The organism is Ruminococcus sp. OM04-4AA, from assembly GCF_003462585.1.
GTDB lineage: Bacteria > Bacillota > Clostridia > Lachnospirales > Lachnospiraceae > Mediterraneibacter > Mediterraneibacter faecis.
Genome location: NZ_QTZH01000011.1, coordinates 37,843 through 59,721 on the forward strand (window position 1 = coordinate 37,843; position 21,879 = coordinate 59,721).

Here is a 21,879-nt window from a genome sequence, read left to right on the forward strand (position 1 = left end):
CGAAATACGTATAGCATTTGGGGAGATTAATTCCAAACAATTATAACTATGAGAAACACGCTCCGTGAGTTTCTCAAGTTATCGCGACAGTCACCAAGGTCTCGTGCAAGCACGGACTTTGGCTCGTTGTTCGCGTAAATTAAGGGAAAGCGGTTAAAGAATCGCTTTCCCTTTTTATTTCCAATATGTTTCCAGATATTTCTCTGCATCTTCCTTTGAAAGCTCATATTCTCTCTGAATATTATTAAGAGTATCCTCCTTTGAAACATTTAAATTCCGACATGTTCTAATAACTGCTGCTATTCCACGCTCTACACCTTGCCGAATTCCATCTTTCACTCCATCATCATACATTTCCTGTATTGCCTTACACATATCAACCATCTCCTCCTTATGTTCCGCTTCACCTGGTATTTGTTTCATGTTTAGAAAAGCTTTCATTGCCTGACTCGTTTCATAGTCAACGTTCTGAAAGAACTTTTTATTCTCGTTAATGTAATCTGTTAATTCTTCCTTACTATCCCTATATCTTAGCATAGTTAGTATCACTTGTAAATCATCCGAAAATTTTTCAACATCTTCCACTCGTTCTGCATCTACAAGATTGATCTTATAATTCGGAAGATATTTCTCCAAAATTTCTTTCTCTTCTTTCGTTCCTTCCAACTGAAACATATCATATAAGTCAACAGGTCCATCCCACGGCTCTGAACCATAGTAAAAGACTAATGAAATAATCGGTATCAATCGATCCTTTTTTCGAAATCGCGACAGATATTCTCCTGCAGTAAGATGCTCTAACGGCTGTCCTGCTTTTTTGTTCTGCTTTCGTCGGTCATTAAAGTTTTTCCAATTATTCCGAATTTGTGTTTCGTAATCCATTCCATCGTAAAGCATCACCTTGTGCGGCATCGCATAATGAACCTTACCCTGTGATTCATTCGCAAGTAGCACAAGCGTAGCCTGATTTCTCCATTTCATAATAATATCGCGGTATCTTTTCATGTTCTTTGTTTTCCCGGCCCGATTTTTCACACTGACAGATGAAACAGAATTCACTTCTACCAAATCCTCCGGCAATATCACCTGCCTTCCACCATAAATCACACCATTAAATAAATTTGCAAATCTTTTCTTCTCACTTAGCCAGATATTCACATTAACATCTGCTTTTCCCATAGACTCTTCCTCCTGGTTTTTTATTCTTTTGTTATTTTGTAACTTATCAAAATGGAATCTCCTGCTGATGCAGCCTTGAATATGAGATAAAGTTATCCTTTCGATAACACATTCAGACAAATGAAATATAGAAAATATATGTCTGAGATTTCGATGTGAATTAACTATAACAAAATCATTCGAAGGTGTCAATTAGAAAAACAGTTACAACAATTTTTAAAAAGCTATCGATTACAACACATTTCATCTTAATTGTTGTAATCGATAGCTTTTTATATTTCCTTCTTATTCCGGATTCACAATCTTCCCGGCAACTGCACATGTTGCTGCTGTTCTCGGGCTTGCAAGATAAATCTCTACTTTAGATGTTCCCATACGTCCAAGGAAGTTTCTGTTATTCGTTGCTACAACTCGTTCTCCATCAGAAAGGATTCCTCCTGTTCTTCCGCAGCACAGTCCGCAACCCGGATGTGTGATGATTGCACCTGCTTCTGCCAGAATGTCCAGCGTCCCGTCTGCCAGTGCCTGTCTGTAGATCTTGCGGCTTGCCGGTGTAACGATCAACTTCACAAAGTCTGCAACTTTCTTCCCTTTGAGTACTTCTGCTGCAGCTCTAAGGTCTTCCAGACGACCGTTTGTACAGGATCCGATAAATACCTGGTCAATCTCTGTTCCTTCCAGTTCACTAACATTTCTGATCTTATCAACCTGGGACGGACATGCCATAACCGGAACAAAATCCTCTGCCTTATATGTCATAGTTTTCATATAGACAGCATCTTCATCTCCAACAAGGCTTTTCTGGTAGTCGTTGAGTTCAATCTCACAATATTCTGCCGTCTTCTCATCCGGTGTGAAAAGAGCACATTTTGCTCCTGCCTCGATTGCCATATTCGCCATTGTCATACGGCTTGCAACTGACATATTCTCAATCGTGCTTCCCGAGAATTCCAGTGCTCTGTAAGTTGCTCCATCCGCACGGAGATCTCCGATCAGTCGAAGAATGATATCCTTGGACATTACATTTTCCGGAAGTTCTCCATCAATCACAACTTTAATTGTCTCCGGAACTTTGATCCACATTGTACCGGTTCCGAGAATACTTGCCATTTCTGTGTAACCGATTCCAGATGAAAATGCGCCGACACAACCATAAGTTGTCGTATGGCTGTCTGTTCCGAATGCGATATCTCCAGGTTTCACATATCCGGCTTCTGTCATCAACTGGTGACAGATTCCATCGCTTCTATGTACGTGAGTCAGTCCATATTTTTCTACAAATTCATCTCCTTTGTGGAAATGTCTTGTGTCATCCTGCTGGCTTGCCGGAACCAGGTGGTCATAAATCAAAACCACTTTATCCGGATCATGAAGTTTTGTAAATCCCATCTCTTCAAATTTATCTGCTACAAAAGGAATGAAAATATCATGGATCATGCATCTGTCAACATTAACTGTCACGATATCTCCCGGCTTTACTGCCTTTCCTGTATTATGTCTGATAATCTTTTCAATAATCGTCTCGCCCATCATGCTCTCCTTTCTGCTCAATCCTCAAGTCCATTCAGCTTGCGCATAGCTTTTACAAGTCCGCCTGCCTGAATGATGCTCATCAGATTCTCCGGCAGAGAAGCGATCGGATATTCTTTGCCATTATAGTCTACATGCTGATTCATCACGACATCAATTGTGTCGCCTTCTTTCATATCATCATACAGATCCGGCTGCTCAATCAAAAGCAGACCATTGTTGATTGAATTGCGGAAAAAGATTCTTGCAAATGATTTTGCGATCACACACTGGATTCCAAGTGCTTTGATGATCTCCGGTGCCTGCTCTCTAGAAGATCCACATCCAAAGTTCTTTCCTGCAACGATGATATCACCTTTCTGGATCTGTCCTGCCAGCTCCGGACGAAGCGGACTGAATCCATACTGTTTCATATCGTCAATTGTTTTCAGTGCAAGATACTCTGTCGGGATGATGATATCCGTATCGATATCATCTCCGAGTACCCACACCTTTCCTGTAAATTTATCCATAGTTCACCTCAAAATATATAAGTTCTTCTCTGTGTAAGTTACCTCTTGTTCCTTTCATCTTACAGATCAGATGCAAGTGCGATCTCACCCTTAATTGCTGATGCAGTAACTGTTGCTGCGGATCCAAGATATACTTTTGAACTTGGGTGTCCTGCACGACCCTTGAAATTACGTGTTCCTGTACTGATCAGAACTTCATTTTCACCAATAACTCCCTGGCAGCTTCCCCAGCAGACGCTGCAATTCGGATTCATTACAATTGCACCTGCCTCCATGAAAATGTCAAGAAGTCCTTCCTTAAGAGCCTGACGGTAAATTGTCTGGCTTGCCGGAACAACAAGGAAACGGACCTTATCTGCAACCTTCTTTCCTTTGATAACTTCTGCTCCGACACGAAGATCTTCAATACGCCCATTATTACAGGAACCCAAAAATGCTTCATCAATCTTAATTCCACGCACTTCCTTTGCCGGACTTAAATTATCTACAAAATCAGGTTTTGCCACAACTGGTTCCACGTTAGAAAGATCGATTGTATACTCTCTGATATAATGTGCATCCGGATCACTGTGGAATACAGCTTTCGGCTCACGGCCATGCTCTTTCAGGTATTCCATTGCTTTTTCATCTGCCTCGAAGATACCTGTCTTGGCTCCGGCTTCTACTGCCATATTGCAAAGTGAGATACGATCACTGATGCTCAGTGTCTTTGCCCCTTCTCCGGTGAACTCCATTACCTGATAGTTACATCCGTTCGCACCGACCTGACCGATAATTGTCAGAATCAGGTCTCTTGCATAAACACCTTCCGGAAGTTCTCCGATCAGATTGAATTTCACTGATTCCGGAACAAGTACCCAGGACTGTCCTGTCACCATTCCATAAAGAAAGTCTGTACATCCGACACCTGTACCGAACGCTCCGAGTGCTCCGTAGGAACAAGTATGGCTGTCAGCTCCGAAGATCAGTTCTCCCGGACGGACATAGTTCTCCATCATAACCTGATGACAGACACCCTTTCCTTCCCAGAAGTCAATTCCGTTCTCTTTTGCAAAATCTCTCATCTTCTTCTGAGATGCCGCTGTCTTCGGACTATCAGATGGCACATTATGATCCACAATGAATACCAGTTTCTTCGGATCTGCAATACGAGGATTCTTTAATTTGTTATTATACATATCCACAGTAAGGTGTGTCGTTCCATCATTACTCATCATTCTGTCCAATGTTACTGTATGGATGTCTCCCGGTTTTACGCTGTCCACACCGGCGGCAGCAGCGATGATCTTCTCTGCGATTGTCATTCCCATAGTTCTAGTCCTCCTTATTCAGTGAAGCGATCAGTCCACCCTGATTCAGAATATTCTGCATATACTCCGGCAGCTTTGTACAAGAATAAGTCTTTCCATTCGCCTCAGCTGTTCCGTCAGACATGCGAAGTTCCATTGTATCACCTGTCTTCACCTCATCCGGAAGCTCCTTACAGACAATCACCGGAAGTCCGATATTAATCGCATTTCTATAGAAGATTCTTGCAAATGATTTCGCAATGACAGCCTGTACTCCAAGTGCTTTGAGCACACCTGGTGCCTGCTCTCTGGAAGAACCACACCCAAAGTTCTCTCCTCCGACTACGAAATCTCCCGGTTTTACTTTCTTTGCGAAATCCGGATCCAATGATTCAAATGTATGACTCTTCATCTCATCTAAGTTCGGCAGAAGCAGATACTGGGATGCGATGATCTGATCTGTATCAAGATCATTATGAAATTTAAAAATTGTACCTTTTTCCATAATAATAATGTCCTTTCTGTTGTCCTGTGGATAAATTGTATCAATTTAACGTGATGAAGTCCATGAACTTTTTTAACAAATCTTCATCTTATTTTGCATTGATTTTCTATATTGTTTGGAATTCATTATACACTATCTTCAGAGTTCAATCATTACAAATCATACAATTATTTTCCGTTTGTCTCATTATTCCAACCATCTGGTTACCCAATTCCATGTAAAATCATTAAAAGTGCAAAAAACGAGACAAACCTGTTCACACTATTTGCAGGAGGGATTAGAACTATGCCAAAACGAACACCTATTACCGGAGAGAAGAATCTGATCAGCAAAAGGCTCATTGAACTTCGTCGGCAACGCCATATGTCACAGAGACTTTTAGCTTACAAACTCCAATTGCGCGGATATGATATGGACAAAAATGTAATTACAAGAATAGAAACAAACAAACGTTACGTTACAGACATAGAATTGAAAGCTCTAACTGAGATCTTCGACGTTTCTTATGAATATCTCATTGAGGGAAAAGACATCCTTGAACCTTAACGGATGATAGAAACGGAGGTGAAACTATGGCAAATATTCAACTTGCGGATAATCTACGGCGTTTGAGAAAGCAATATAACTACACACAGGCTCAGATCGGCGAAAAGCTGCATATCACTCATCAGGCTTATTCAAATTATGAAACCGGCGTACGTGAACCAAACCTTCAACTTCTTGCTGAACTATCCTGGATCTATCACACCTCTGTCGACTCGCTTATCACTCAGTACTGCAATGCAAAGAATCCATCATCAGTTGAAGTAAAAAACTATTTCTGTATTAAAATTGAAAATAGTGAAAACGACATTCTTCTTACAAAAAATGAAGTGAATTTTCTTTTGAAATACCGTTCTGCTGGTGAAGCTGACCGTAAACTCGCACATGAAGCTTTAGATTTTACTGAACATTGATTTCTATTTCAAAAAGAACTGAACCCATTGACATTAATCATCTGGGTTCAGTTCTTTTTTATCTCTACTTTCTTCTATGCTGATATTGCATTTCCTGTATACAGCTGATAATACTTACCTTTCTCTTCAATCAACTGGTCGTGTGTACCTCTCTCGATGATTCTTCCCTGTTCCAAAACCATGATACAATCGGAATTACGTACCGTTGACAATCGGTGGGCAATCACGAATGTCGTACGGCCATGCATCAGCCGGTCCATACTTTCCTGGATAATACGCTCTGTGCGAGTATCAATTGAACTCGTTGCCTCATCCAGAATCAATACCGGTGGGTCTGCTACTGCCGCACGGGCAATCGCAAGAAGCTGTCGCTGTCCCTGACTTAAGTTTGCTCCATCTCCGGTGATCACCGTGTCATACCCTTCCGGAAGTCTGCGGATAAATCCATCTGCATTCGCCAGTTTTGCTGCCGCAACAATTTCTTCATCTGTTGCATCCAGCTTTCCAAAACGAATATTGTCTTTCACTGTACCAGTAAACAAATGTGTATCCTGCAATACGATTCCAAGAGAATGTCGAAGGTCTGCTTTCTTGATCTTGTTAATATTAATTCCGTCATAGCGGATCTTACCATCCTGAATATCGTAGAATCGATTGATCAGATTTGTAATTGTCGTCTTACCGGCTCCTGTTGAACCTACGAAAGCAATCTTCTGCCCCGGTTCTGCATATAGTTTCACATCATGAAGAACGATTTTGTCATCATTGTATCCGAAATCTACTCCGTCAAATACAACATTTCCTTTTAGCTCAACATAATCAACAGAACCGTCTGCCTGATGTGTATGTTTCCATGCCCATCGGCCAGTACGTTTCTCACTTTCTGTCAGTTTTCCATTCTCTTCTTTTGCATTAACTAATGTAACATAACCTTCATCCACTTCCACTTTTTCATCCAGAAGTGTAAAGATACGCTCCGCACCTGCAAGTGCCATAACAATCGCATTCAGCTGCTGGCTCACCTGGTTGATCGGCATACTGAAGCTTTTATTAAATGTAAGGAAACTTGCCAGACCGCCCAATGTAAATCCACCGACATGGTTAAGAGCAAGTGCACCTCCAACGATCGCACACATTACATAACTGATATTTCCAATCTGCGCATTCATAGGGCCGAGGAAGTTCGCATAAGTATTTGCACGGTCTGCGCTCACAAACAGGTCCTCATTCAACTTTTGAATTCTGTCTTACTTTCTTCTTCATGACAGAATACCTTCACAACCTTCTGGCCGTTCATCATTTCTTCAATATATCCGTTGACCTTACCAAGATTCTTCTGCTGCTCAAGGAAATATTTTCCACTCTGTCCGGCAGCTTTCTTTGTCCCCCAGATCATGATCGCAACCATAACCATCGTCACTGCTGTCAGTGGAATATTCAAGATCAGCATACTGATAAATACACTGACAATTGTGAATCCACTGTTGATAATCTGCGGAATACTCTGGCTCACCATCTGTCTGAGTGTATCAATGTCATTCGTGTAGATTGACATAATATCGCCATGTGCATGTGTGTCGAAATATTTGATTGGAAGTTTCTCCATGTGACTGAACAGATCATTTCTCATGTTCATCATCATTCCCTGTGTCACATTGATCATAATTCGGTTGTAAGCATACGTTGCCACGATTCCGACTCCATAAAAGCAGGCAACTTTTCCGATTGCATGTGCAAGTGGTGTAAAGTTCAGTGTATCACCGGACAACAAGAACGGTGTAATATATTTATCAATCAAATCTCTTGTGAACATCGTTCCCTGAACATTTGCAATAACTCCTACAAAAATAAGGATGAATACTATAATGCAATGAAATTTATAATCCCGGAAAATATAATCCATCAGACGTTTCAGTAATTTCCCAGGATTTTCCACTCTATTCTTTGGTTTTCCCATTGGTCCGCGCATTATGCTTCACCTCCATTTTCATCAAAATCTCCGCCTCCCTGTGTCTGAGACTCATATACCTCGCGATAAATCTCATCTGACACAAGCAGTTCATCATGTGTTCCGAATCCATGAATCTTTCCTTCATCCATCACAATAATACGGTCTGCATCCTGAACACTGGATACACGCTGTGCAATGATCAGCTTTGTTGTATCTGGAATTTCTTCACGGAATGCACGTCGGATCTTCGCATCTGTTGCAGTATCAACAGCACTTGTACTGTCATCAAGAATCAGGATCTTCGGCTTCTTTAGCAATGCTCTTGCAATACAGAGTCTCTGCTTCTGACCACCGGACACATTGTTTCCGCCCTGTTCAATATGCGTATTATATTTATCCGGGAAGCGCTCGATAAATTCATCTGCACAGGCCAGTTTACATGCCTGGATACACTCTTCATCTGTCGCTTCTTTATCTCCCCAACGGAGATTGTCTAAAATACTTCCTGTAAATAAGACATTTTTCTGAAGCACTACAGACACCTGATTACGAAGCACCTCAAGATCATATTCTTTTACATTTTTTCCACCAACCAGAATCTCTCCGTCCGTCACATCATACAGACGACTGATCAGATTGACCAGACTTGTCTTTGCACTTCCGGTTCCTCCGATAATTCCAATCGTTTCTCCGGAATGAATTTCCAGATTGATGTCTTTGAGTACCTTCTCTGCACTGTCTTTCTTATAAGAAAAGTCTACATTTTTAAATGTGATGCTTCCATCTGCGACTTCGTATACCGGATTCTCCGGATTGTGAATATCTGTTCTCTCTTCCAGCACTTCCGCGATACGACGCATACTTGCCATACTCATGGAAATCATAACGAAAACCATCGAAAGCATCATCAGACTCATAAGAATATTCATACAATAAGCAAGAAGACTCATCAGTTCCCCGGTTGTAAGAGAATCCACAACAATCATCTTCGCACCGAACCAGCTGATCAAAATGATACAGGTGTAAACTGTAAACATCATGATTGGCGCATTCCAGATAACATTCTTCTCTGCTTTTACAAAAATATCATAAATATTCTTACTTGCACGTTTGAATTTGCTTGTCTCCTCGTCCTCTCGTACATACGCTTTGACAACACGGATTGCAGATACATTTTCCTGAACAGACTCATTCAATGCGTCATATTTTGGAAACGCCTGCTGAAAATATGCAGTTGCATGGCGGATAATAAAAAACAAAATAATTCCAAGAATCAAGACTGCCACAAGATAAATACTTGCCAGCCTTGCATTGATCGCAAATGCCATCACCATCGCACAGACCATACTTGCCGGTGCTCTCATCATCATGCGTAACATCATCTGATACGCATTCTGCACATTTGTTACATCTGTTGTCAGACGCGTTACCAGTCCTGCTGTACTGAAATGATCAATATTTGCAAACGAATATGTCTGAATCCGATCAAACATTGCATTTCTCAAATTCTTTGCGAAGCCTGTAGAAGCCTTTGCTCCATAACGTCCTCCTGCCATTCCGGCAAGAAGACCCAAAAATGCTGCTACGATCATGATTCCACCCACTTTGTAAATGTGATAGATATCACCCGTATTAACTCCTTTATCAATAATCGATGCCATTAAAAATGGGATCAATGTCTCAAATAGAACTTCAAGAATCATGAAAATCGGTGTCGCGATCGATGCTGCCTTATACTCTTTTACTTCTTTTAATAAAGTACGAATCATGAATTCTCTCCTCTCATTTTTCTTAGATTGAGATGGACCTTATGAGTCACTCTCAAAAATGCCTGTAATTCTTCTTCGGTAATTCCTTCTTCCAGTTCTGCGTCCATTCGCTTGAAAATCTCTCCAAGCTTTTCGTGGCTTTCGCGTCCTGCCTCTGTCAGCATAACCTTTTTCAGCCTTGCATCACTCGCGACCGAAGCACGATAGACAAGTCCTTTCTTCTCTAAAGCCTGAATGATATTCGTTACTCCCGAACGGCAGATTCCGAAATACTTCTCTATGTCTTTCTGATAAATCTCTGCATCCTGATGTTCATAGAGATAACGCAAAATCCATCCATGCATAAGGGTTCCTTCATCCAACCCTTCCGCTTTTACTCTCGCCTCAAGTAATTTTGAAATGGAACGATCCATTTTATGTACCTGTGGAGCGATATGAAAATGTTCTTCACACAAAATTGTAATCCTCCTTTCCATCTTCACATGCAGGAACTGTTTGTTAATGAACTGTTCATCAATGAACAGTTCCTGCGTAAACAAGTTTATCACATTGGTTTTTAATGTCAATAGAAAATATTGAGTTGTCTTCTATTTTTATTTTGCAAAAGAAAAGCTCACAGCTGATCGTCTACAACCAGCTGTGAGCTTTTTTACTCTAAGTTTCATAATATAAATCTATGTTCACATTCTATCTCTCAGCACATGATACAACTCTGCCTCTGTATAATACTGATAAGGATTTACATAAAGAAAAGTTAAGATTCCAAACGTACATGCTCCCAGCAAATGCCATCCGATAAAGGAAAGATCCAACACGAATGCATCCCATTTATTCCCCATCATTAATCGTTTGCTCTCCGCAAAAATCTCCTGTCTGCTCATCTCTGGATGATCGAGCAGAAGATACGGTACCATCGCATATTCATATCCTTTGATCACACCTGGAACAATAAATAATAGTGACCACAATGCAAGATAAATTGTTTTCAAAAACATCGTCATACGAATTGTCTTATTGCAATCTCTTACCATGCGGAAAATATCTTTCACATCCTGTCTTCCGTCTCTTCCATTTTTGAAAAATTTACAACAGCCGACAGTCATTGGATTCCATAGGAAATAGGCAATAGCCAGATATACAATAAATGAAATTACAACCACAACTGCTACAGTTGCTACAATCCCCAACATTAGAATCGGATGAAAACCTTGTATCGAAGTTTCCACCTCACTATTCTTATTCTTTATTGCATTATAAGAATACGTAAATCCATTTCCCAAAAGAAACGTATAAATCAATGCCGCAAGAACAGAATACCAATAATTCTGTTTCAACAGGAATTTCGCTCTTCCTTTTAATTCACTTCTCGTCCACAACATAAAAAATCCCTCCTGATGTCATTCTGTTGATTGAACTAATTGCTACATAATCATTATAGCATATTCCATCTTCCAGAAATACCTCAAGAGGGATATTTTTCTTAATCTTTCGATATCTACATACCTTCCGGATACTCTACTCCTTCCGGTAGTGGATCCCAGTCATTCAATCCCAATGACTGTTTATATCTGGCACGATCCAATGTCAGTATTTCCACAGGCTCATTCAGATAATCCATGAGTTCTTTAATTCCTTCACGTGTCTTATTATTTACTTCGAAAATGCGTTCACATCCGGCATTCTTCATCCAAAGTCTCACCATATCAACATTCGCATAAGGTGAATCTACTTTCGTAATAACTCCGATCAACGGGCGTTGAATAAAGCATCTGCTCCCAGGTCCGAACAGATTGAACGGTTCGTCCGCAGCCTGCACCATAGCGATCACGTCTGCTTCAAATGAAAAACAGGCAAGTCCAACACTAAAATGCTTAGACTCTGCATACTCTCCCGGAGAGTCGATCGTGTCATCTTCTGTATTCGTATACTGTGTCTTCACATAATGCAGTTCTTCTCCCTTAAGAGCCTGCGTCAGTGAAGTCTTCCCCGCTTCACTTCTCCCCATTAAAAATATCTTTTTCATTCTGTTACGCCTCTGTTTTCTTAACTTCTATGAACCTCGCACACTGCAAAGCCAAGTCTTTCATCAAAAAATCGAACTACATCCTCCACAGCTGTCTGCACCTGTGTCAATCCGCCAGTCAGAATCAGTGTTCCGCAGAATCTATCCATAAAACCGATCTCGACATCTGCACTCTTGAATGCTACATCTGCAGCAACTACAACTGCTTCCCACGGTGTAAAACGCAGAAGTCCGATAGACTCTCCTGTGTGATTCTCACCTTCATGAGTTCCAATATGTAATCCTAGATTCTGGTAAATAACCTCATCTGATCTGCTAATAATATGCGCCATGCAGACTTCCTTCCCCGGCACGCGCACACGAGTCATACGAAGCTTCTTTCCTTTCAGATTCTCATAGTCATCATGAAACAGACGCTCCATAAGCTCTTCTCTCGTTATACGTTCCCGTTTCATAAGTGCACTTCCTATCGTTTTGTAATATCACAGACTACATAACCAAGAGAATCTCTGAAATAATCCACAACTTCTGTCAATGCAGATGTAACATCAGAAATCTCTCCTGTAATGATCAATGTTCCTGTAAAGCGGTCTGCGAATCCAAGATAAACATTACCGCTTTTCACTGCAATATCAGATGCGATAACTGCTGACTCTGGTGGAGTCATATTCATAATTCCAATTGCAGAAGAACGATAATCCAGATGTGGATTCAATCCAAGTTTCTGATAAATAATCGGAGCCGGACCTCCCATTACATGTGCAAATGTAATCTCCTTACCTGCAACTGTTTCCTGTACAATTCTAATCTGTTCTCCGTGATCATTCGCCATCTGTCAGTTCCTCTCTTTCACATAGATTCTGTAATTCTCATTCATACAATCCTGTATGTTAATCCACTAACATTCTCTGTTCACAGCCAGTCTCGTTACTGTTCACACGATGTGACCAGCAACCCAGTCTCAGCCATAAACTCTCTTACTATAAATAATACTATCTATATGCCTTTCTGTCAAGGAGATTCCAATAAATCTCAACACACTTCAATCAAGAATCAACAAAATCCAACTGTTTCATTTGCGAAAACAACAGAAACGCAAGCTTTTTATTTTCATACATAAGTAAAAAGAAAAGTTTTTCACCTGCAATACACCAGCTCACTTTGTGTAATTTCTGCAAATGAAAAACTTCCCTTTATTTTAACTATTAACTTCTAGCAATTCATACTTCTTCCGCAATCTCTCTCGCTACGAATACACCACTTGCTGATGCGTGGGACAACGAATGTGTCACTCCACTTCCGTCTCCGATCACATACAGGCCCTTGTGTTTTGTTTCAAGATGTTCATCCAGTTTCACTTCCATATTGTAGAACTTAACTTCTACACCGTAGAGCAGTGTATCATCATTTGCTGTTCCAGGTGCGATCTTATCCAAAGCGTAGATCATCTCAATGATTCCATCAAGAATACGTTTCGGCAATACAAGACTTAAGTCTCCCGGTTCTGCGGAAAGTGTCGGTGTCAGAAAACTCTCTGCAATACGTGCCGGTGTACTTCTTCTTCCTCGAATCAGATCACCAAAACGCTGTACAAGAACACCACCGCCAAGCATATTAGACAGGCGCGCAATACTTTCACCATATCCGTTACTGTCTTTGAACGGCTCTGAGAAATGTTTCTCAACAAGAAGCGCAAAGTTTGTATTCTCTGTCTGCTTTGCCGGATCTTCATAGCTATGTCCGTTTACTGTAACGATTCCGTTTGTATTCTCATTTACAACGATTCCATTCGGATTCATACAGAATGTTCTGACTTTATCTTCAAACTTCTCTGTTCTGTAGACAATCTTACTTTCATACAGTTCATCTGTAAGATGTGAGAAAATAACTGCCGGAAGTTCCACACGGACTCCGATATCTACACGGTTGGATTTTGTTGTGATGTCAAGATTCTCACACACTTTCTCCATCCATTTACTTCCGCTTCTTCCTACAGAAACGATACATTTCTTACATTCATCTACGCCATCTTTTGTAATCACGCGATATCCGCCGTCAACCGCTTCCACATCATCTACATGACAGTTAAAACGAAACTCTACAGTATCTTTCAGCTTTGCATAGAGATTCTCAAGAACAACATAGTTGATATCTGTTCCAAGATGACGAACAGATGCATCCAAAAGATTCAGCTTATTCTGCATACAGAGTTTCTTAATATGTGTTCCTGATGTGGAATACATTTTTGTACCCTCACCACCGAATTTCACATTGATCTCATCTACGTAATTCATTAAATCGATTGCTGTCTCTTTACCGATATACTCATACAATGTTCCACCAAAATTATTTGTGATATTGTATTTTCCATCTGAAAATGCTCCTGCTCCACCGAATCCACTCATAATCGCGCATGTCTTGCAGTTCACGCAGCTCTTAATCTTCTTTCCATCGATCGGGCATTTTCTCTTCTCCAGTGGATTGCCGGCTTCAAATACCGCCACCTTCAATTCCGGTGCTTTCTCTGCCAGCTCATAAGCTGCAAAGATTCCCCCAGGTCCTGCACCGATAATAATTACATCATAATTGCTCATATATTTTTCTCCTTTCAATTACTTTCTTTCCATCTTTTAGTTACATTACTCTTCATCTCTTAATTTCAGAATTCCGATAATAAGAATCTTTATATCATCAAAAATATAATCAAATGCACCTGCCTGACACATGTTTATGAGGACCATTCCAACAGGAACGGCAAGTATCATCCAGATCACACCACCAATTCGATATCCAATATAAATTAAAAGTAATGTAACCAGTGGATTCAGACCAACACTGTCTCCGACAAGTTTCGGCTGAATCAACTGTCTGACGATCTGTGTGATCGCGTAAATCACAACAAGTACCACAGCACGCTTATAATCTCCCATAAAGACCGCATATATCGCCCACGGAATCATCGCAGTTCCTGTTCCAAAAAATGGTAGGAAATCTAGAAATGCGATCAAAAATGCAGACAATACAAAGTAATGAACTTTCAAAAAACCAAGTCCTACAACCAAAATCAGAAATATAATTCCCATGATCTTAAACTGTGCTTTGAAATATCCACCAACCGCATATTTCAGGTTATCTATCACCATAATCATTCGTTCAGTTACTGACTTTGGCGCAATCTGTTTGACCCATGTCACAACTTCTTCTCGCTCTGAGATAAAGAAATAGGAAGACATAACCGCAACGATTGTTGATACCAGATAACTCGGCACACGCTTTGCGATATTTCCTGCGGCACTTACCGTTGGCTCACTGATTTTTGACATCAGACTCCCCATCGTGTCATCCAGATTCGCAACAGTTGTCGTCCATCCATTCTGGATTCCATCCGGCAGTTTGCTAAAAATTCCGGACATAGAAATTCCAATTTGATGGAGTCCTTTTTCGAGCTGCACATACATTTCCGGAAAGTCTTTGATCAGACTGCTGACTTCTGAAACCAGCCAACTGACAGCAAAGTAACCCAGCGTCCCCATCAACGCCAGGACTCCGATAATGATCAATGCAGATCCTAATTTTTTCCTGATCTTCAGACGTTTTTCTAACCAGTTAACAACCGGTGTGGCGATGGATGCAATGATCCATCCAACCACAAACGGCATGAGAAATCCAAGTAATTTCCATCCGATCAGTACAAATCCAACTGTTGCTGCTATGCTGAAAAGCAAGCTTACGGCAACTTGCCAGTATGGACGCTTATTTGTCATCCTCTGCCCCCTCGTCATTTCCATATCCGAGATATTCTGTCTCAATCAATTTCCAAATCTCATCTCTTCCCTGTTTTGTCTGGGATGAGAATGGAATTACTTTTGTTCCAGGAACAAGCTGCAGACCTGTCTTCAGCATTTTAATATGCTTCTGTACCTGACTGCGTTTGATCTTATCAAGCTTTGTTGCGATAATGATTGGCTGATATCCCTGATCCAGGATCCACTGATACATCATTTTATCATTCGCAGACGGATCGTGACGGATATCGATCAAAAGAAATACCGCCTTAAGCTGCTTGGATGTATGCAGATAACGCTCAATCAGTTTTCCCCACTGAATCTTTTCCTGCTCGGAAACCTTTGCGTATCCATATCCCGGAAGGTCGACCAGATACATTTCCTCATTAATCGTATAGAAATTGATTGTCTGTGTCTTTCCCGGTGTTGCTGAAATTCTTGCATAAGACTTACGGTTCATCAGTGCATTGATCAGTGATGATTTTCCGACATTTGATTTTCCTGCAAATGCAATCTCAGGCTTATCATTTTCCGGAAGAACACTTGTGATTCCACAAACCGTTTCCAGATTTATATTTTTAATGACCATGTCGTTTACTCCTCCTTTCTTTCTATTCTATTGCAATATGCTCTCAGAAGCAATCTTTTTATCTTGTCAGTGATTTCTTTAAGACTTCTTCCATTGTCTCAACCGGAATGATTTCCAATCCTTTTGTAATTTCAGAAGAAAGTTCTTCCACATCTGCTGTGTTCTCTTTTGGAATAAGCACGGTCTGTATTCCGGCATTCTTAGCAGCAAGAAGTTTTTCTTTCAATCCTCCAATTGGAAGCACACGACCTCTCAAGGTGATTTCTCCTGTCATTGCAAGATCTGCGCGAACTTTCTTGCCTGTCACAGCAGAAAGCATTGCTGTCGCCATTGTGATTCCGGCTGATGGTCCGTCTTTCGGAACTGCACCTTCCGGAATGTGCACATGAATATCATGCTTCTCGAAGAAATCTTCTGCGATTGCATATTTTTTGCTTACAGATCGAATATAACTGATTCCGGCACGGGCGGACTCTTTCATTACATCTCCAAGCTGTCCTGTCAGCATGATTTCTCCCTTGCCCGGCATTACGTTTACCTCAATCTGAAGCGTATCTCCTCCGACGCTTGTCCATGCAAGTCCACGTACGATACCGACCTCCGGTGCTGCATTTGCCATCTGATAAGAATATTTCTCTTTTCCAAGGAATTTATGAAGATTTCTATCTGTCACAGTAATCTTCTCTTTCTCGGTTGTAAGAAGCTCTTTCGCCGCCTTACGGCAAATATTTCCGATTTCACGTTCTAACTGACGAACACCTGCTTCTTTCGTATAGTTATGTGCGATTTTCCAAATTGCTTTCTTGCTAAAGCTGAGCTGTTCGGCTGTAATCCCATGCTTTTCCAGCTGCTTTGGAATCAGATGTTCTATTGCAATATGAAGTTTCTCGTTTTCTGTATAACTTGTAATCTCGATGATCTCCATTCTGTCCAGGAGTGGTCTTGGAATCGTCTGTAAGGTATTCGCTGTTGTAATAAATGTAACCTCTGACAGATCGAGCGGCACTTCCAGATAATGGTCACGGAACTTGCTGTTCTGCTCACTATCCAGTACTTCAAGAAGTGCAGAGAACGTATCCCCTTTATAGTCTGTACTTACTTTGTCAATCTCATCCAGAAGGAGTACCGGATTCTTCACACCTGCTGTACGGATTCCATTTGCAATTCTTCCAGGCATTGCCCCTACATAAGTCTTGCGGTGACCGCGAATCTCAGCTTCGTCACGTACTCCTCCTAAAGAAATGCGCACAAACGGTTTCTTAAGAGAACGAGCCAAAGACTTCGCAATAGAAGTTTTACCTGTTCCCGGAGGTCCCACCAGACAAAGGATCGGGCTTTCCCCCTTCTGTGTCAGTGTTCTGACAGCCAGGAATTCCAGGATTCTTTCTTTCACCTGTTCCAATCCATAATGATCTGCCTCTAAAACCTCTTTTGCATAGTTGATATCTGTATTATCTTCGGCACGTTTATTCCACGGCATCTCCAGGATTGTCTCAATATAAGTACGGATCACTCCATTTTCTGCCTGAGAACCGATCGTGTTCTTAAACCGTCCAATTTCCTTATGAAGCTTTTCTTTTACCTCTTCTGGTGCATCTAATTTGCTACATGCTTCTTCGAACTCATCTGCATCTGAAAATGTAGTATCCTCACCTAATTCCTCGCGAATCACCTTCAGCTGTTCTCTTAAAAGATATTCTTTTTGATGCTTATCTACTTTATTTTTTACTTTCCTTTGGAGTTCTTCTTTGATCTCCATGATCTGCATCTCATTCACAAGCTTCAATGATAATTTCTCATATCTACTCCAGAAATCCAGTTCTTCCAGAAGTTCCTGCTGATCCTTGTACTTCAATGGAATATTCGCAGCCACTTCATTTACCAGACGTTTTAAATCAGTAATATCGAGAAATTCTGCAACAGATTCTTTGGAAATCTTTCCATTCTTTGCTGCATATTCTGTAATAATCTCCTTCAATCCGCGCATCATTGCTTCCGCATTCAGATCATCCGGAATCGTGATCTCCTGTTCTTCCAGAACTTCTACTTCTGCACGAAGATAAGGATCTGTCTCTTCAATTTTCTTAAGAACCGCACGGTTCTTTCCTTCCACGAGAACCCTTACAACTTTCTTTGACAGCTTGATCAGCTGCTTCACAGATGCAACTGTTCCAATCTCATAGACATCGTCCTGTCCGGGGTTCTCTGTCTCTATTGATTTCTGGGCAACCAGAAATATCTCCTGCTCTTCAACCATTGCCTGTTGAATTGCAGCGATGGAGCGTTCTCTGCTCACATCAAAATGAACGATCATCTCCGGCATGATTGTTAATCCTCTTAAGGCAACCATAGGGAGACTTCTTGTCTCGTTGTCCAATTCAATTCCTCCTCGTTAGAAAAGGCGGGTAGGATGGATATCCCATCACTCCCGCCTCGTTTTATACTCCGCAACTGTTTGCAGGATTCCTGTATCCAGTTACTATTTGCTCTCAGATGTCAGGAATGATTTTCTATCCTCACCATCACGAGTATACTTCGGTTCTTCCAATCCAAGAACCGCTTCCTTCGTAATGCGACATTCCTTGATTGTCTTATCTGACGGTACTGTAAACATCGTATCCATCATGATATTCTCCATGATCGCACGGAGACCTCTCGCACCTGTCTTACGCTTCAATGTTGTCTCTGCTATTTCTAACAGAGCATCTTTATCAAATTCAAGCTTCACGCCATCCAGCTCCAAAAGTTTCTGATACTGTTTTACGATCGCACTTTTTGGCTCTGTAAGAATGCGGATCAATGCATCCTTATCCAGAAGATCCAATGATACTGTCACCGGAAGTCTTCCGACCAGCTCAGGGATCAGACCAAACTTTACAAGATCCTGCGGAAGTGCTTCCTGAAGAAGTACATCCATATCGTACTCATGTTTTGATGCGATCTCTGCATTGAATCCGATTGATTTTCTATCAATTCTTGTCTCAATGATCTTATCGATTCCTTCAAAAGCACCACCACAGATAAATAAGATGTTCGTTGTATCAATCTGGATCAACTCCTGATGTGGATGCTTTCTTCCGCCCTGCGGTGGAACAGACGCAACTGTTCCTTCGATGATTTTCAAAAGTGCCTGCTGAACACCTTCTCCGGAAACATCTCGTGTAATGGATGGATTTTCTGATTTTCTTGTGATCTTATCAATCTCATCAATGTAAATGATTCCGTGTTCTGCACGCTCGATGTCTCCGTCTGCTGCCTGAATCACCTTAAGGAGAATATTTTCAACGTCCTCTCCTACATATCCTGCCTCTGTCAGTGCTGTAGCATCTGCGATTGCAAATGGAACATTCAGCACTTTCGCAAGTGTCTGTGCCAGAAGTGTCTTACCACATCCTGTTGGTCCAAGCATCAGGATATTACTCTTCTGAAGTTCTACTCCAAGATCCTGTTCTGCCAGAATTCTCTTATAATGATTGTAAACTGCAACAGAAAGAACTTTCTTCGCCTCATCCTGTCCAATCACATATTCGTCCAAAAAAGCTTTCATCTCTTCCGGTGTCAGGAGATTAATATCGTCAAGTGCAGCTCTGTCATTAAAATCTAATTCTTCCTCAATAATCTCGGTACAAATAGCAACACAGTCATCACAGATATAGGTTCCGTTCGGTCCTGCGATCATCTTACGAACCTGGGACTGTGTCTTATTACAAAACGAGCATCTTACGATATCCTCAGTCTTTTTTCCTGCCATATTCTGTCACCTCAATAACCAATTAATGGTTTACTATTACTTCGTCGATCAGACCGTACTCTTTCGCCTCTTCTGCAGACATGAAATTGTCACGCTCTGTATCCTGCTGGATCACTTCCAGCGGCTTTCCTGTATTTGCTGCCAGGATCTCATTCAATTTCTTCTTTGTACGAAGAATATGTTCTGCTGCAATCTGAATCTCTGTTGCCTGTCCCTGTGCACCACCGGATGGCTGATGAATCATGATTTCAGCATTTGGAAGGGCAAATCTCTTTCCTTTCTTTCCACCGGAAAGCAGGAATGCGCCCATGCTGGCTGCCATACCGATACATACTGTTGAAACATCACACTTGATGTACTGCATTGTATCGTAGATTGCCAGACCTGCTGTTACAGATCCTCCCGGGCTGTTAATATACAGCTGGATATCCTTATCCGGATCGTCTGCCTCCAAGAACAGAAGCTGTGCAACGATCACGCTTGCTGACACATCATTTACTTCTTCTCCGAGGAAAATGATACGCTCCTTTAAAAGTCTTGAATAAATATCATAGGAACGCTCTCCGCGGCTTGTCTGCTCAATGACATAAGGTACTAAACTCATATGCTATCCTTCCTTTTCTATATGATTGTCGCTAAAGAGAAAAGGCACACCTGATATACAGGCGCACCCTCTCAAGAAATCCAATAAATGATTAGCCTTCTACAGATGCATCAACGATCAGAGTAACTGCATCCTGTACTGCAATATCCTCTTTCATCTGCTTCTTCTCGTTCTCACCCATGAACTCTTTCAGCTTCTCAACTTCCATCTTGTAAGACTCAGCCATCTTAGCTAACTCTTCATCAAGACGCTCATCAGATACTTCAATATTCTCTGCTGCTACGATTGCTTCAAGAACAAGTCTTGTTCTGATTCTCTTCTCAGCCTGTGGCTTAAGCTCTTCCATCATCTTCTCTTCTGAGAGACCTGTGAACTGGAAGTACTGCTCTACGCTGAGTCCCTGCTGCATAATGCGGCGTGCAAAATCATCAGCCATCTGCTTAGCCTGAAGGTCAACCATTGGTTCTGGAAGATCGATCTCTGCATTAGCAACTGCCTGCTCTACAGCCTGATCTTCTTTCTTAGCCTTTCCTTCGTTCTCTTTACGCTCTTTGATCTGAGCCTTTACTTCTGCTCTGTAAGCATCAAGTGTCTCAGCCTTCTCGGAAACGTCAGATGCGAACTCATCATCTACTTCCGGAAGCTCTTTGGCTCTGATTGCATGTACTGTACATTTGAATACAGCTTCTTTACCCTTCAGATCTTCTGAGTGATAATCTTCTGGGAATGTAACCTTAACTTCTACTTCTTTCTCAAGTTCAGCTCCGATCAGCTGCTCCTCAAATCCCGGAATAAAAGATCCGGATCCGATTGTCAGCGGATAGTTCTCACCTTTTCCGCCTTCGAATGCAACACCATCAACGAATCCTTCAAAATCAAGTGTGACATCATCTTTATCTGCTACAGCTCTGTCTGTAACCTCAACGATTCTTGCGTGCTGTTCACGAACTTTCTCAATTTCCTCGTCAACTTCCTTCTGTGTTACTCTTGTAGAGTATTTGTCAACTTTAAGTCCTTTGTACTCTCCAAGTTTAACTTCCGGTTTAACTGCAACTTCTGCTGTGAAGATGAATGGTTTTCCCTTCTCAAGCTGAACGATATCAATTGTCGGCTGGGAAGCAATCTCAAGTTCACTCTCATCATATGCTTTTGCATATGCTTCAGAGATCATGCGGTTTGCTGCCTCATCATAAAATACTTCCGGTCCGTACATCTTCTCGATCATCTGACGCGGAACTTTTCCTTTACGGAATCCTGGAAGGCTGATTTTGCTGCGCTCTTTTAAGTAAGCTGCCTGCAGTGCCTTCTCTACTTCTTCAGCTGAAACTTCGATTGTCAGCTTTGCCATATTATGCTCTAATTTTTCTACCTGTAAACTCATTTTCTTCCTCCTTGTTTATAAGCAAATTCTTTACTTATCGAACGAATTAATTTCT

20 protein-coding genes and 1 pseudogene are annotated in these 21,879 nt (G+C 41.3%); 2 read left to right on the forward strand and 19 right to left on the reverse strand.

Going from position 1 to position 21,879, the window contains the following annotated elements; all coding sequences use genetic code 11:
* Nucleotides 1-174 precede the first annotated feature (174 nt).
* The 5 genes from DXB52_RS05320 to DXB52_RS05340 form a co-directional block, all read right to left on the reverse strand.
* A complete protein-coding gene (locus tag DXB52_RS05320) occupies nt 175-1,179 on the reverse strand; it encodes an Rpn family recombination-promoting nuclease/putative transposase (RefSeq protein ID WP_118106691.1) in 1,005 nt (334 codons plus the stop codon).
* Between the two features lie 285 nt (nt 1,180-1,464).
* A complete protein-coding gene (locus DXB52_RS05325; RefSeq protein WP_118106692.1) occupies nt 1,465-2,709 on the reverse strand; it encodes a 3-isopropylmalate dehydratase large subunit in 1,245 nt (414 codons plus the stop codon).
* A 17-nt stretch (nt 2,710-2,726) separates the two neighbouring features.
* A complete protein-coding gene (locus DXB52_RS05330) occupies nt 2,727-3,221 on the reverse strand; it encodes a LeuD/DmdB family oxidoreductase small subunit (RefSeq protein WP_015529637.1) in 495 nt (164 codons plus the stop codon).
* A 59-nt stretch (nt 3,222-3,280) separates the two neighbouring features.
* The gene (locus DXB52_RS05335) at nt 3,281-4,531 is read right to left on the reverse strand and encodes a 3-isopropylmalate dehydratase large subunit (RefSeq protein WP_118106693.1); all 1,251 of its coding nucleotides are present in this window, start codon (nt 4,529-4,531) and stop codon (nt 3,281-3,283) included.
* A gap of 4 nt (nt 4,532-4,535) precedes the next feature.
* The gene (locus DXB52_RS05340) at nt 4,536-5,015 is read right to left on the reverse strand and encodes a 3-isopropylmalate dehydratase small subunit (protein ID WP_015529635.1); all 480 of its coding nucleotides are present in this window, start codon (nt 5,013-5,015) and stop codon (nt 4,536-4,538) included.
* Nucleotides 5,016-5,300: 285 nt separating this feature from the next.
* Between DXB52_RS05340 and DXB52_RS05345 the strand changes: the two genes are divergently transcribed.
* Together DXB52_RS05345 and DXB52_RS05350 are read left to right on the forward strand one after the other, a co-directional pair.
* Complete coding sequence (locus DXB52_RS05345; protein ID WP_117540680.1) at nt 5,301-5,561, forward strand: helix-turn-helix domain-containing protein; 261 nt, start codon at nt 5,301-5,303, stop codon at nt 5,559-5,561.
* 26 nt (nt 5,562-5,587) lie between these two features.
* Nucleotides 5,588-5,971: a helix-turn-helix domain-containing protein gene (locus DXB52_RS05350; RefSeq protein WP_117540678.1), complete on the forward strand. Its 384-nt coding sequence runs from the start codon at nt 5,588-5,590 to the stop codon at nt 5,969-5,971.
* 74 nt (nt 5,972-6,045) lie between these two features.
* Here DXB52_RS05350 and DXB52_RS05355 read toward each other — a convergent pair.
* The 14 genes and pseudogenes from DXB52_RS05355 to tig form a co-directional block, all read right to left on the reverse strand.
* Nucleotides 6,046-7,940, reverse strand: a pseudogene (locus DXB52_RS05355) (ABC transporter ATP-binding protein).
* Nucleotides 7,940-9,691, reverse strand: coding sequence for an ABC transporter ATP-binding protein (locus DXB52_RS05360; protein ID WP_118106694.1), 1,752 nt, complete (start codon nt 9,689-9,691; stop codon nt 7,940-7,942). Before DXB52_RS05360 ends, DXB52_RS05355 begins: the two are co-directional and overlap by 1 nt.
* Nucleotides 9,688-10,146, reverse strand: a complete 459-nt coding sequence (locus DXB52_RS05365) for a MarR family winged helix-turn-helix transcriptional regulator (RefSeq protein ID WP_020436465.1) — start codon at nt 10,144-10,146, stop codon at nt 9,688-9,690. The genes DXB52_RS05360 and DXB52_RS05365 overlap by 4 nt, the downstream gene beginning before the upstream one ends.
* A 225-nt stretch (nt 10,147-10,371) precedes the next feature.
* The gene (locus DXB52_RS05370; protein WP_118106695.1) at nt 10,372-11,070 is read right to left on the reverse strand and encodes a DUF975 family protein; all 699 of its coding nucleotides are present in this window, start codon (nt 11,068-11,070) and stop codon (nt 10,372-10,374) included.
* Nucleotides 11,071-11,186: 116 nt separating this feature from the next.
* Complete coding sequence (locus DXB52_RS05375; RefSeq protein WP_117540670.1) at nt 11,187-11,714, reverse strand: EutP/PduV family microcompartment system protein; 528 nt, start codon at nt 11,712-11,714, stop codon at nt 11,187-11,189.
* 20 nt (nt 11,715-11,734) lie between these two features.
* A complete protein-coding gene (locus DXB52_RS05380) occupies nt 11,735-12,169 on the reverse strand; it encodes a BMC domain-containing protein (RefSeq protein WP_117540668.1) in 435 nt (144 codons plus the stop codon).
* Between the two features lie 11 nt (nt 12,170-12,180).
* Nucleotides 12,181-12,546: a BMC domain-containing protein gene (locus DXB52_RS05385; RefSeq protein ID WP_020436463.1), complete on the reverse strand. Its 366-nt coding sequence runs from the start codon at nt 12,544-12,546 to the stop codon at nt 12,181-12,183.
* 388 nt (nt 12,547-12,934) lie between these two features.
* Complete coding sequence (locus tag DXB52_RS05390) at nt 12,935-14,308, reverse strand: NAD(P)/FAD-dependent oxidoreductase (protein WP_117569339.1); 1,374 nt, start codon at nt 14,306-14,308, stop codon at nt 12,935-12,937.
* 45 nt (nt 14,309-14,353) lie between these two features.
* On the reverse strand, nt 14,354-15,478 hold the full coding sequence (ytvI, locus tag DXB52_RS05395; protein WP_117861004.1) for a sporulation integral membrane protein YtvI: 1,125 nt from the start codon (nt 15,476-15,478) through the stop codon (nt 14,354-14,356).
* Nucleotides 15,468-16,088, reverse strand: coding sequence for a ribosome biogenesis GTP-binding protein YihA/YsxC (gene yihA / locus DXB52_RS05400; RefSeq protein WP_117826646.1), 621 nt, complete (start codon nt 16,086-16,088; stop codon nt 15,468-15,470). Before yihA ends, ytvI begins: the two co-directional genes overlap by 11 nt.
* Nucleotides 16,089-16,146: 58 nt before the next feature.
* A complete protein-coding gene (gene lon, locus DXB52_RS05405) occupies nt 16,147-18,465 on the reverse strand; it encodes an endopeptidase La (protein ID WP_117836030.1) in 2,319 nt (772 codons plus the stop codon).
* A gap of 102 nt (nt 18,466-18,567) precedes the next feature.
* Nucleotides 18,568-19,839 carry an ATP-dependent Clp protease ATP-binding subunit ClpX gene (gene clpX, locus DXB52_RS05410; protein WP_117540658.1) on the reverse strand — a complete coding sequence of 424 codons (1,272 nt, stop codon included), beginning with the start codon at nt 19,837-19,839 and terminating at the stop codon, nt 18,568-18,570.
* Between the two features lie 22 nt (nt 19,840-19,861).
* Nucleotides 19,862-20,443 carry an ATP-dependent Clp endopeptidase proteolytic subunit ClpP gene (clpP, locus tag DXB52_RS05415; protein ID WP_015529615.1) on the reverse strand — a complete coding sequence of 194 codons (582 nt, stop codon included), beginning with the start codon at nt 20,441-20,443 and terminating at the stop codon, nt 19,862-19,864.
* Between the two features lie 91 nt (nt 20,444-20,534).
* The gene (tig, locus tag DXB52_RS05420; RefSeq protein WP_015529614.1) at nt 20,535-21,824 is read right to left on the reverse strand and encodes a trigger factor; all 1,290 of its coding nucleotides are present in this window, start codon (nt 21,822-21,824) and stop codon (nt 20,535-20,537) included.
* Between the last annotated feature and the right edge of the window lie 55 nt (nt 21,825-21,879).

What these genes read in the sequence shown, in the direction of transcription:
- DXB52_RS05320 (WP_118106691.1), bottom strand. Translation starts at nt 1,179, where the DNA reads ATGGGAAAAGCAGATGTTAATGTGAATATCTGGCTAAGTGAGAAGAAA.
- DXB52_RS05325 (WP_118106692.1), bottom strand. Translation starts at nt 2,709, where the DNA reads ATGGGCGAGACGATTATTGAAAAGATTATCAGACATAATACAGGAAAG.
- DXB52_RS05330 (WP_015529637.1), bottom strand. Translation starts at nt 3,221, where the DNA reads ATGGATAAATTTACAGGAAAGGTGTGGGTACTCGGAGATGATATCGAT.
- DXB52_RS05335 (WP_118106693.1), bottom strand. Translation starts at nt 4,531, where the DNA reads ATGGGAATGACAATCGCAGAGAAGATCATCGCTGCTGCCGCCGGTGTG.
- DXB52_RS05340 (WP_015529635.1), bottom strand. Translation starts at nt 5,015, where the DNA reads ATGGAAAAAGGTACAATTTTTAAATTTCATAATGATCTTGATACAGAT.
- DXB52_RS05345 (WP_117540680.1), top strand. Translation starts at nt 5,301, where the DNA reads ATGCCAAAACGAACACCTATTACCGGAGAGAAGAATCTGATCAGCAAA.
- DXB52_RS05350 (WP_117540678.1), top strand. Translation starts at nt 5,588, where the DNA reads ATGGCAAATATTCAACTTGCGGATAATCTACGGCGTTTGAGAAAGCAA.
- DXB52_RS05360 (WP_118106694.1), bottom strand. Translation starts at nt 9,691, where the DNA reads ATGATTCGTACTTTATTAAAAGAAGTAAAAGAGTATAAGGCAGCATCG.
- DXB52_RS05370 (WP_118106695.1), bottom strand. Translation starts at nt 11,070, where the DNA reads ATGTTGTGGACGAGAAGTGAATTAAAAGGAAGAGCGAAATTCCTGTTG.
- DXB52_RS05375 (WP_117540670.1), bottom strand. Translation starts at nt 11,714, where the DNA reads ATGAAAAAGATATTTTTAATGGGGAGAAGTGAAGCGGGGAAGACTTCA.
- DXB52_RS05380 (WP_117540668.1), bottom strand. Translation starts at nt 12,169, where the DNA reads ATGAAACGGGAACGTATAACGAGAGAAGAGCTTATGGAGCGTCTGTTT.
- DXB52_RS05385 (WP_020436463.1), bottom strand. Translation starts at nt 12,546, where the DNA reads ATGGCGAATGATCACGGAGAACAGATTAGAATTGTACAGGAAACAGTT.
- DXB52_RS05390 (WP_117569339.1), bottom strand. Translation starts at nt 14,308, where the DNA reads ATGAGCAATTATGATGTAATTATTATCGGTGCAGGACCTGGGGGAATC.
- ytvI (WP_117861004.1), bottom strand. Translation starts at nt 15,478, where the DNA reads ATGACAAATAAGCGTCCATACTGGCAAGTTGCCGTAAGCTTGCTTTTC.
- yihA (WP_117826646.1), bottom strand. Translation starts at nt 16,088, where the DNA reads ATGGTCATTAAAAATATAAATCTGGAAACGGTTTGTGGAATCACAAGT.
- clpX (WP_117540658.1), bottom strand. Translation starts at nt 19,839, where the DNA reads ATGGCAGGAAAAAAGACTGAGGATATCGTAAGATGCTCGTTTTGTAAT.
- clpP (WP_015529615.1), bottom strand. Translation starts at nt 20,443, where the DNA reads ATGAGTTTAGTACCTTATGTCATTGAGCAGACAAGCCGCGGAGAGCGT.
- tig (WP_015529614.1), bottom strand. Translation starts at nt 21,824, where the DNA reads ATGAGTTTACAGGTAGAAAAATTAGAGCATAATATGGCAAAGCTGACA.